The organism is Pseudarthrobacter sp. AB1 (assembly GCF_014926485.1).
In the GTDB taxonomy this organism is placed as follows: Bacteria; Actinomycetota; Actinomycetes; order Actinomycetales; family Micrococcaceae; genus Arthrobacter.
The window spans coordinates 47,217-57,158 of record NZ_PZKO01000069.1 but is presented as its reverse complement, the minus strand read 5'-3'; the positions used below and the strand labels follow the sequence as shown (position 1 = coordinate 57,158).

Here is a 9,942-nt window from a genome sequence, read left to right as displayed (position 1 = left end):
GGGCCGGTGCCAGGCGCCGGAGGGGACGAACTGGCCCAAACGGTCTTCGCATAGGTCCCTGAATCCGAGCGCGTCAACAAAAGACGTCACCACGTTCAGCCCGGCATGGGAGACCAGCGACTGCTCCGTCGTGGCAACAGGAAGGGACGGGAAAACTCCGGTAATCTTGGACATCAGAAAGGTGCTTCTTTCAGCCGGTGGATCAGTGCGTCGACAACACTATTTTCCCAGCTCAGAAGCACCTTTCGTCGCTTTAACACACCCCGCGGGCGACAGCCTCATGAAAACCCCGGGCTAGTACCGAGACCGGCGGAACGCGGGACGCCATATCAAATGCGATCTGGCCTACCCGTCTGGCACCCAGGGAGTCCGCTGCGATTCCGGAAACGGGCACGTCGACCGGGTGTCCTGCGCCCGGCTGTAGCCTGAGGTCTGGAACACGGTTCTTGCCTGGATCTGGGGAACAGCTCATCAGCCGGGTCGAAGCTCTCCTAGACAAGGAGCCCGTCAGTGTCGACCATCTCCCATGCCCATCGGCCCGGTAACTCCCCACGGCCCTCCGGACGACAGCTTTGGTGCAGCGGGTGCCGAACCGACCTGCGCCTGGTCATCGATTCCATCGAGCCGGGTCCCGCTCTTGATGAAGGACTCGTTTAGGTTGCCTACACCTGCCTGGACTGCGAGTTCTTCTACGCCCACCCCGCCACGGATGCCCAGGTCTGTGGTCAACCCATGCACACGGCTGGCTCCGAAACACGCAGCGTCTATGCCCGGTGACCACGGAACAGTCCGGCGAGCCCGTCCTGGACGTCTACCTCCGCACCCGGGTTCTGAAATGTGCGTGTAAATTCCAGATGGAAATACCGGACTGAACCTCCACTCCCGTCCACACAGCAACCACCGATGGAAGGTGCCGCCCATTAATCAACGGTGCCGTCGGTGGCAGCAGGTCAGCCGTAGACCGCCTGAGCAGTCAGGGCACATTCCGGTGTCCGGGATTGACGCTGTGCGGCGGCGGTCCGGTATGAGACGATTCCCGAATGAACCAGAACAGCTCCGGTAAGACAGGGCGCCACCCGGTCCGGGGTTACGCCGACAGCACCGGACATAGTCACCATCACGAAGTCCTGACCAGAGAGCAACTGCAGGCGCTCGGGCAACGGCGGACGGACGCCGAACAAAAACTCGGACGCCACCAGCTGGAGGCACGGAGTAAGGAAAGTCTTCACGAAACAGCCCCGAACCCTGAAGGCCCGGCGGACGCCGCAGCTGACCGTGGAAGGGTTAGCCCGGGATCACTTCTCGCGGGTAGGTTGCCGGCGTAGCATGAGCCGTGGGGCCGCGAACTGTTCAGCGGTGAACCGCCGCTGGGTCGTTGACCGGAACAGTGGCCCGGTAAGGCCTTGGAGGCGCCCATGCACGTCATTATCAACTCAGACCACAACGTTTCTCTTTCCGAGACATCCAGTAGCGAGATGTCCTCGACGGTGGAAGCCTCGCTCGGACGATTCGATTCGTACTTGACGCGGGTGGAAGTTCACTTGAGCGATGAGAGCACCGGCGATGACATCCGCTGTCTGCTCGAGGCCCGGCCGGAGGGCCTGAATCCGGAAGTCGTGACCAACAATGCGTCCTCGGTGGACGATGCGTTGAACGGGGCGCTCCGAAAGATGGTGAGCGTGCTCGACACCACCTTTGGGCGGCGTGACCACCGCAAAGGCGGCACTCCGATGGGCGGGGAAGAACCCGGCTAAGCCGGCGAACCATGGGCACCAGTAATCACGACGACGCGCCTTTGCACCAACCTGGACGCAATCAGCGGCGAATCCAAAGATGGATATCCAGGCTGGCCCGAGTGACGCAGGACCGCGGCGCGCAGGAGCGGAAACGGATCGGACGGTGGGAGAACGAGGGCGGATCCCTGACCACACCGGAGACAAAGGATCAGCAGAAAAGCACCGGCGAGGAAGGTGGAGATCCGGCTTCGGGCGCCGGGAGAAGTTCAGGTTGATCATGATCCGGTCGATCATGGCGCAGTCTGCCACGCAGAAAGGCGTCTGATAAACCGGGTACTGCCGGGCCGCTCGATGGCTACGCAGCACTTCTTGAACATCGGCTTCTTCGGCCAGCAGTCCAACGCCGTTGCCCGGTCCGGCCAGGACATGGCGGCGGGTGACGGAACGCATCGGTCCCGCCGATCTCCCGAAGAAGGATGTCCGCCACGGCAGCGTTAGTCCGATCTACGTTGGGGACTCACCACCATGGACGAGAATTCTTCTACCGCTCCGTCACGGTTCACAGTCTTTGGTCGCGGCAGTTACACCGAAGCGCTGCGGATCGGTGCGATTCTCCGCAAGGAAACACTGCTCTCATCGCACTCATCTGGGCCAACTCCCCGGCGTCCGAGAGCTACTTTGCGGGACGGATTTTAGGTGCGGTTATGCGCCCTGGCACCTTGAACTCAGCCTTGGTGCCTGGGCTGCGGACGGACTGTTGGCGGTCTTTTCTTCCCGGTAGGTCTTGAGCTCAAGAGGGAGTGTGTGGCCGGGGACCTTCGGCAGCTGAACAAGTCAATCGTTCCCTTCACCGCCGCCGCAGGCGGCGTGGCCATTCCGGCACTCATCTACGCTGCGGTCAACTTCGCCAGCCCCGAGACTTTGCGGGCTCCTCGGCCCTGCTGCGGGGAACCGCCAACGAACCTGACCTGACGATGAAGGTCACGGTCAACGATCGGGCCGACGTCCGGGAGCTGCTGCGCCAACTGGAGACCTCCACGCTGCCGGACCTGGCCACCGCCCTCGAAGCGCCCTTGACACGGAGCCGGGCGCAGATCGATGTCACCGGACGATCCCAAAGCACCGGGACCGTGGTCCGCTCCACCGGCACCGTCCTGCAGTAAGCAGCGTCATGGTTGCACTCCCTCGACGGCGGGGACGCCGGCAAGGCACGCCGTGTACGGCTCTGGACGTGCGGGTAGGGGCTGCCGTTGAACATGGCGGCGAAGTCCGGCGACTTTCTCGGTGACGGTGACCAGGCAACACCAACCCTGCCAACCAGTCCAAGACCAGGCACACCAAGACTCACAGCCGGATATTACGACGAATTCACAAGCTGCCCCCATGACGATCGGGTGCGCATTCTCGTGCGTGCCGGCCAACGTAGGTAGACACCACTCTCGCGGTCCCCTTCACCGGCGCCTCATAGATGTGGATGGCGGAGTCCGGAGCTTCCATCGCGTGCACGACGGTTCTCACCGGGCAGGGCTGGCGCGCGGCCAGGGCGCGATGGTGGTTCTCGGTCAGGTAGATGTCGGTGGTATTCGCGGAGGGCAGGACGGCTTTGCCGGATATGACGGGCGGCGATCAGGAAGAGCCCCGGGAGGAAGGTATTGCCCCCGAAGATGTCGCTGTCATGGCGAGGTTGTCATCGGCCTGCTTGATGGACACGCTCCGGCCTTTCCGGCGCTCATCTTCGCTCCGCCGGCGCTTCCGCTTGCCCTTCCGCCGCCTTCAGGCTTCGCAGGCTATGGGCCGGACCATGGGCGGTATTTGCCTGCGGGTATCAGAGGTTTGGGCTGTTTTCGACAGCGTCTGCGAGGTCCGTGAGCCGGCTTCGCTCGGCGGGGAGGTATGTGCCGGCGTCGATGGCTCCGCGCAGCCGTTCCAGCTGTTCACGGATCTGGTGCCTGTACAGGCCGTTTTTGTCGCACCATGACACCTCCTGTAGAAGAAACAGGAGCCTTCCGACGACGGCAGGGTCACGGATTCCGTAAAGCCTCACCTGTCCCACCGCGAGCTCCAGCAGATCCCCGAACCCCGGCTGGGCGAGGATGACCCTGACGGTTCCGTCGTCATCGGCGAGCAGGTCAGGGCCCGGGTTACGGTCGGCCAGCCGGCACAGCAGCCCGGAGAGATGGCCGAGCACGTGCATCGCCGTCGTCGGATCGTTGATGCCAGGCGAGAGGGCGCGGGCTGCGACGTCGGCGAGCTGGCGGAAGCCGTAGCCGACGTCCTGGACATTGGTGCGTTCAGAGTTCGTCTCAACTGCGGCGTTGATCTTCTCCCGGAGCTGATCCGAGGCCTCGGGAGGCAAGGCCGGTTTGGGTGCCAACGGCCAGGCAGTGGCAAACGGGGTTCCCTCGATCAGGGAGCTGCCAGGCTCGCGGTCGACCCGGATCACGGCGTCCGCCTCGACCGCGGCCTGTAGCAGGGCTTTTTTGTTTGCGGCGGTGAGGAAGCCGGAGTGAGAGCAAAGGATGCGGACACCCCCGCTTTCTGCCGTTGGTTCAGGGGGAGGTGCCGGCCGGCCGGCGGGAAAGACACGGTCCATGCTGTCCCGGGTTTCGCCGGTGACGCGTCGCATCATGGTTTCGACGCGGATCTCGCGCGTCAGATGGGCCAGGAACAGCACCAGTGACATGATGCTGGCGATAGCGAGGGCGTAGGCGACGGTGACGGAGAGTTCAGGTACGAAGGACGGGCCCTGGCTGGATTCAGTCCGGACACTTCTCAGGACCGCCAGAGCGAACGCGAAGGTCGCCAGGAACAACGCCAACGTCGCGTGGACGAACCCGTCACTGGTGAAGGTCCGCAACAGGCGCGGAGAGAACTGGCCGCTGGCCAGCTGAAGTGTCACAACGGTGAGGGAGAAGGTCAGCGACGTCACTGTGATCAAGGACCCCGCGATAGTCTGCAGCACCGCCCTGGCTGCCTCCGGACCACCGCTAAAAAGCAGGACAGCCACCCCTTCAGGCAGCTGGTCGTCCACGGCGGCGTCCAGTGCAGGAAGGGCTCCGCCCAGAATCACAGCCACGACCACAGCCGCAGCAGGCAAGGGCCACAACTGCGTCCGCAGCATGTCCCATACCCGAGCCATTCTGCCGTTAGTCATAACCACCAGTTCCCCTCCTAGCGTTTGGCGGCACGCCTGGTGCTTCTGCCGGGAACGCCGGTCGCGGCCTTCTTTCTAACACATTCCTCAGCCTGCTGGCCATACATGCGAGGAGAGTTCCTCCGCCGCAGCCGCCAGGACCGGCCGGTTCGGACTCGGCATAGGTCCGCCAGCGGCCCGGCCGAGTTTCGATGACCGGGTACCCCGCCGGCCGGGCGCCGGTCAGCCGGGAAAGGCCCAACAGCCTGTTGTGCCCGTCACACTTCCTGCCTAGGCTGGCAGTGGTGGGCCTTTGGTTCCTGCGCGCGGTTCCCACGCCGTTAATAAAAGATGAAGACCCCTGCCAGCCGAACGCCGTCGAGCGCGGATCGGGCCCATCCTGGGTCAGTAAACCAAATCGAGCATTGGAGTACACCGGTGAGTGCAGATGAAGCCCGAGAATTGCTAAAGCTCAGTGCTACTGAGCAGACCGTGGCACTGGGTGAGGTGGATATCCGCGGCTATCAGGTCAAATCACGTGACGGCGAAGATATCGGCAAGATCCAGGACCTTCTCATCGACCCGGTGGATAACAGGGTCCGGTTCCTGATTGTCGCCTCCGGAGGGTTCCTCGGGATCGGAAAGGAACAATCCTTCATTCCGGTGGACGCCGTCACCGGAATCAACGAAGACCAAGTCAACATAGACCAGACCCGCGAGCACATCGCCGGAGCACCCCAGTACGACCCCGAACTCAGCAGCACCCAGGCCTACCAGGAAGCGGTCTACGGCCACTACAACTACATGCCCTATTGGACTTCAGGGTACGTCCTGACCGGATATCCATTTCCCCGCTAGCACCAGCCGGGTCCAGCAATCCCGGACGAGCCCGCGCCGCACATGACTCCTCCCCACGTGCAGCACGAAGCCCCAGGCATGGACCTGGCGGCCGACCCGGCCCCGGTCCGCGCCGGCTCCTGAAAGACCTAAACGTCACCTGGTTCCAATGAGGCCTCGAACCGGACCATGTCATATTGAGGCACCCAACCGCCCTTCCCGAACCATTGACCATGAGGCAACAGGGCATGGGCTTTGACTTTCTCATGGGTGGTGGGTGGTGGGTGGGTGGGCGGTAGATGGATGGCTGTCAGTCTGACTCTCCTGGCTCTGACCGGGTCCAGGACTCGTTATGATCAGTCCGGCCCCGCCTCTCGAGGCAGATCTGCAGGAAGGCTTGGTGTTTTGCTGGGTGGACCTCCAGCGCCGGGCCGGGGAACTGTTTGCGGGGGGTGGTGCCCAGGTCGGATGGCCCTCGGCGGGGAGTGTGGCTGCCGCCGCGATAGGTGCCACGTCCAGGGAACAATGAATGACCTCGGCCGCGTGAGTATGCGATGCTTCCGTCATGCCTTACTACGTTGAGTACACCATCAAGCAGACTGCCGGCATCCGCTCCGCGGTGGATGGAGCCTCACTGGGGGAAGCCTTGGTTAGTGCCGGCGCTGCGCTGGCCGAGGCAGGGGCCAGATCGGCGGTGATCCGCTTCAGCGCAGTGGCCAGCTCTGAGTTCGGCAGCGGCAGCGTGCTCGCCCGGTATTCACAAACCGCCGGTTGGAGCGACGGAGGGTAAAACTCCTGAAAGTTGATCCGGAGCGGATGAACGTTGGGAAGTGCGGTGGTCATCGTGTGAGCCGGTTGGGTGTTGTTCCAGGTTTCCTGCCAGGGGTGCGGCAGTCGCGTATCTGTCGGTGGTCAAGTCCTTGGTACCGTAATCACATGCGACACCAAGGGACTCGCATCGGCTGTTCAGGACTGTTCACCTGGGCCAACCCGGCCCCGGCCCCGCCCCCTGGCCACCATCGCGGCCCACCCGGGACGTTCCCAGGTAGAGCCGGGCACCGAACAAATGCGAGGTGCAGCACATCGGCTACTGAGTCGGCCAGCGCTTGTCATTCGGTGGTTTGCCCGGGCGTTGAGGATGGCCCCGGGGCCCCTGATGGGTGGCGAAGTAACTTGTAGTGCCAGCAATCATCAGGAGAAAACCGCTGATCCCAACGATTACAAGCTGCGCGGCGATTCCAACTACTACCAGTGCGAAGCCGCCGATCAGAGCTAGAACGCCCAAGACCCTGCGTGCTGAGCGCCGGTGGGATGACCACCTCGATTCCAGAACGTGGGCCAGATCCGGGGCGTCGTGGAGCAGTCCTTGTTCGAGTTCCTCAAGGCGTCTGCGCTCAAAATCCGATAGTGCCATTGCCGTTCCTCCTGCCCGCCGTGGTCGGCGCGTACAGCTGGATAGCCTGGCGGCCGGCAGGCCCGTTCCTTTCATTATCGGCCCGTTCACCGACCCCAGCCATATGGTCAGGATCCCGATTCCTGAGTTTCACGGCGCCTGGCCTGGATCCCCGCAGAGACCAACGCACCCGGCCAAGGCCTGGGCGGGACCAGGCCATGGCGCCTTGACATGCCCACCGGAGGGAGCCGGATTTTGCGGCCCAAGATGCTCAGTCCGGTTGGGATGCGGCTCGACTGCCAGCAGGGGGTGAAGCTGCAGAAATCCATGAAACTCACGATCACGTCAAAAAGCGAAAGGTCGAGCTGGGAGCTTGCGGACGGGCCTACGGGAGACCGTGCATTCCCGAGCACGCCCGCATACGGTGCCCCATGCTCCGCCCCGGTCCTTTATAGCGTCCCGTCTGGAGGAATTGATCGAGGCGCTCATGCCGTCACCAGCGGGTAAAACACCGGTGATTTCCGCGTTATCACCACCCTCGTGGCCCCGGACGCAGCACCGGTACAGGACCCGGCAGGGTCTCTACGGCGGCGCTGGGAAATCGAGTCCTGTTTCGACGAACTCAAAACCCACCCGAACGGCCCCGGAATCGTTCTGCGCTCCAAAACGCCGACGGAGTCCTCCAGGAAATTTGCGGCTACCTCGGCGTGCACAACGCCCTGCGGTCCCACATCGGCGAAGTCGCACTGCTTTTCGAGGAAGATCCCTAACGGTTTTCCTTCATTCGCATTTTCCGGGCCGCCCGGGGCGAACCCTCGCTGACCGCCCGGCACCCCGGAACGCCTCAGCGCAGCCTTCGCCAACTTCAGCGGTGAGATCCTCCATAACCTTCTGCCGCCGCGCTGACAACGCACCAAACCCCGTGTAGTCAAACGCAAGATATCTGGCCGGCCACTCGAGGCTGCACCGTCGATGAGTTAGGCACACACGTCCCTGGGTTCAGTCTCCCTGAAGTTCATTCCATCCCGCAGTTGTTGGCGTTGACCCCGGTCCTCGTTGATCCCTGCGATGAGGGTGCCAGATTGATGATGTAGGGCCGGAGGACGTGCCGCATGGAAGCGAAGGCCGAACCCTGCTTCGTCCACGACCATACGAGGGCCGCCCCGCCGCAGCGGTGCTGGCACCGAGAGGACGGGGACCGTACTGCCGCGCTTTCAGCCGTTCCCTCAGCTCCGGGACGATCCGGTTAAGCGGCAGGCCGAAAGGTTGACGAGGCGCTGATTATGCCCGCCCTTCGCGCGTTGTCCTCAGCGCGTGGCCGTGGGTGACGGCGAGGACGTCTCGTTGTTTTCCGACTCGGTGGCCGTGGGTGATGCTGAATCCTCCGGTGAGGCGCTGCTGGTTGACGTCGGCCTGGAGGTTCCGCTTCCGGTGTGGGCCTTTTGGAGCACCTTATTGATCAGGTCTTCGAGTTCCTTTTGGTCCTGGTCCCCCAGGTTGGTCCCACCCTTGGTGGCGACGACCAGCAACCTTCCCTGGGCAGCCGAGACCTGCATCAGCTTCCCCTGGTTTCCCCCGCTGCGGGTGCTGACCGTCGCGAAGGTCATCTGGGCATCCGTGTTGGCCTGCAGTTCCTTGGACGAGACCTGGTAGGACTGGCCGAGGGCCGCCACGGAGAACTGGGCGCATTGGTCCATCTTGCCGCTGATCTGTTGCAGTACGTTCACGGCATCCGGGTCCTGGCTGCCTGACTGGGCGGACAGCGTACGCGGCTGGTCACCCCCGGAAATTGCGACGGCCACCGTACCGTTCTCCACGGTGTCCAGCAGCCCCGCCGCGGCAATGTCCTTGCAGTCCTTGGGGTCCACAGTGGCGGTGCTCATGAGCAGGTTGGCGATGTTCCCGCCCTGGTTCACCTGTTCTTTGGAGTAAAGCTTCAGTTCGTTGCCGTCGGCATCGGTCATGCCGGAGATCAGGGTCCGGAGTTCGTCCTCGCTGTAGACCTTGGCTTGTGCCGATTCGGTGGCCGTAGCTGTTGCCGTCGTGGCGGATGGGTCGGAGGTCCCCCCGCCGCCGGTACATCCGGCCAAGGCAATCATCGCTGCCGTCATCAATCCAAGCGCAGGAACTTTTCGCATCACTTACAACCCCTTCGGAATAGGAACCATACCCAGTGTTCCTAGCGTAGAAGTTTTAATAGGGGGCGGGAATACCGCGCCCTGACTCATTTGGGCACGGCGGGGTCCCCTGCCGCGACATCTTCCTGCCGCCCCGTAGCTTTCGTTCCCGAAAACGAAGGATATCGAGAACGGCCTTACTTGAGAACTGCGGCCTCCGCAGCTCATAGACACCACGGCGGCCGTGGGGGTGAATGGTCGCGGCCCGGTGGCGAGGACTTCAACCGCCTGCCCCAAGAGCCCTCGCAAAACCCTTGCCACCTCGGCCTCCACGCCCGTGGGATCATGTTATGCCGGGGACGATCCCAACACCTCGGGGGAGGGACCAGCCTGATGCCGTCCCTTTCCCGATGTTTCGTGAAGCACACCTCCGCGCAAGGCGTACCGCCCCGGACGGTGTGAACATGCACCCGGAGGTCTTCCCGGAGATCCATGCCTGTGGGAGGATCTTCGGTGCGCGATGACGACGATCCACGATTTGGGGCGTGGTTCGCCAGCAGCCCGTGCGGTGTTGCTCAGCGACGAGCAGTGCTGCGTATCTGCCCCGCCGGATTCTGGACGCGGCCCAGTCCCTGCGCGAAGCCGGCCAAAGCCGCCCCTGATCCCTGTTCCGTCGTCCAATGATCAGTCCGGGAATCCTGGCTGATGTGCCATCGGCTCAGGCCC

At 63.3% G+C, this 9,942-nt stretch carries 7 protein-coding genes and 2 pseudogenes; 5 read left to right on the top strand and 4 right to left on the bottom strand.

Annotated features, from left to right (window positions below; all coding sequences use genetic code 11):
• Window positions 1-174: pseudogene (locus DAD99_RS19810) on the bottom strand (IS1380 family transposase); the annotation flags it as partial.
• A gap of 1,241 nt (window positions 175-1,415) precedes the next feature.
• On the opposite strand from DAD99_RS19810, the gene DAD99_RS19805 reads away from it, so the two are divergent.
• The 3 genes and pseudogenes from DAD99_RS19805 to DAD99_RS19795 all read left to right on the top strand — a co-directional run bounded on the left by DAD99_RS19805 (window position 1,416) and on the right by DAD99_RS19795 (window position 2,899).
• Window positions 1,416-1,754, top strand: coding sequence for a hypothetical protein (locus DAD99_RS19805; protein WP_193342911.1), 339 nt, complete (start codon window positions 1,416-1,418; stop codon window positions 1,752-1,754).
• Between the two features lie 507 nt (window positions 1,755-2,261).
• Window positions 2,262-2,663: pseudogene (locus DAD99_RS19800) on the top strand (Na+/H+ antiporter NhaA); the annotation flags it as partial.
• A gap of 47 nt (window positions 2,664-2,710) precedes the next feature.
• On the top strand, window positions 2,711-2,899 hold the full coding sequence (locus DAD99_RS19795; protein WP_193342910.1) for a hypothetical protein: 189 nt from the start codon (window positions 2,711-2,713) through the stop codon (window positions 2,897-2,899).
• Window positions 2,900-3,561: 662 nt separating this feature from the next.
• Here DAD99_RS19795 and DAD99_RS19790 read toward each other — a convergent pair.
• Window positions 3,562-4,890 (bottom strand): DUF2254 domain-containing protein, encoded by a 1,329-nt coding sequence (locus DAD99_RS19790; RefSeq protein ID WP_193342909.1) that lies wholly within the window; start codon window positions 4,888-4,890, stop codon window positions 3,562-3,564.
• Between the two features lie 417 nt (window positions 4,891-5,307).
• On the opposite strand from DAD99_RS19790, the gene DAD99_RS19785 reads away from it, so the two are divergent.
• Window positions 5,308-5,727, top strand: coding sequence for a PRC-barrel domain-containing protein (locus DAD99_RS19785; protein ID WP_309233424.1), 420 nt, complete (start codon window positions 5,308-5,310; stop codon window positions 5,725-5,727).
• Between the two features lie 544 nt (window positions 5,728-6,271).
• Window positions 6,272-6,496 carry a hypothetical protein gene (locus tag DAD99_RS19780; RefSeq protein ID WP_185263544.1) on the top strand — a complete coding sequence of 75 codons (225 nt, stop codon included), beginning with the start codon at window positions 6,272-6,274 and terminating at the stop codon, window positions 6,494-6,496.
• A gap of 297 nt (window positions 6,497-6,793) precedes the next feature.
• On the opposite strand, the gene DAD99_RS22360 is transcribed toward DAD99_RS19780, so the two are convergent.
• Together DAD99_RS22360 and DAD99_RS19770 are read right to left on the bottom strand one after the other, a co-directional pair.
• Entirely contained in the window at window positions 6,794-7,120 is a 327-nt protein-coding gene (locus DAD99_RS22360; RefSeq protein ID WP_193342907.1) for a DUF3040 domain-containing protein, read from the bottom strand.
• A 1,286-nt stretch (window positions 7,121-8,406) separates the two neighbouring features.
• Window positions 8,407-9,210 (bottom strand): hypothetical protein, encoded by an 804-nt coding sequence (locus DAD99_RS19770; protein WP_227008294.1) that lies wholly within the window; start codon window positions 9,208-9,210, stop codon window positions 8,407-8,409.
• Window positions 9,211-9,942 lie beyond the last annotated feature (732 nt).

What these genes read in the sequence shown, in the direction of transcription:
- DAD99_RS19805 (WP_193342911.1), top strand. Translation starts at nt 1,416, where the DNA reads ATGCACGTCATTATCAACTCAGACCACAACGTTTCTCTTTCCGAGACA.
- DAD99_RS22360 (WP_193342907.1), bottom strand. Translation starts at nt 7,120, where the DNA reads ATGGCACTATCGGATTTTGAGCGCAGACGCCTTGAGGAACTCGAACAA.
- DAD99_RS19790 (WP_193342909.1), bottom strand. Translation starts at nt 4,890, where the DNA reads ATGACTAACGGCAGAATGGCTCGGGTATGGGACATGCTGCGGACGCAG.
- DAD99_RS19795 (WP_193342910.1), top strand. Translation starts at nt 2,711, where the DNA reads ATGAAGGTCACGGTCAACGATCGGGCCGACGTCCGGGAGCTGCTGCGC.
- DAD99_RS19780 (WP_185263544.1), top strand. Translation starts at nt 6,272, where the DNA reads ATGCCTTACTACGTTGAGTACACCATCAAGCAGACTGCCGGCATCCGC.
- DAD99_RS19770 (WP_227008294.1), bottom strand. Translation starts at nt 9,210, where the DNA reads ATGACGGCAGCGATGATTGCCTTGGCCGGATGTACCGGCGGCGGGGGG.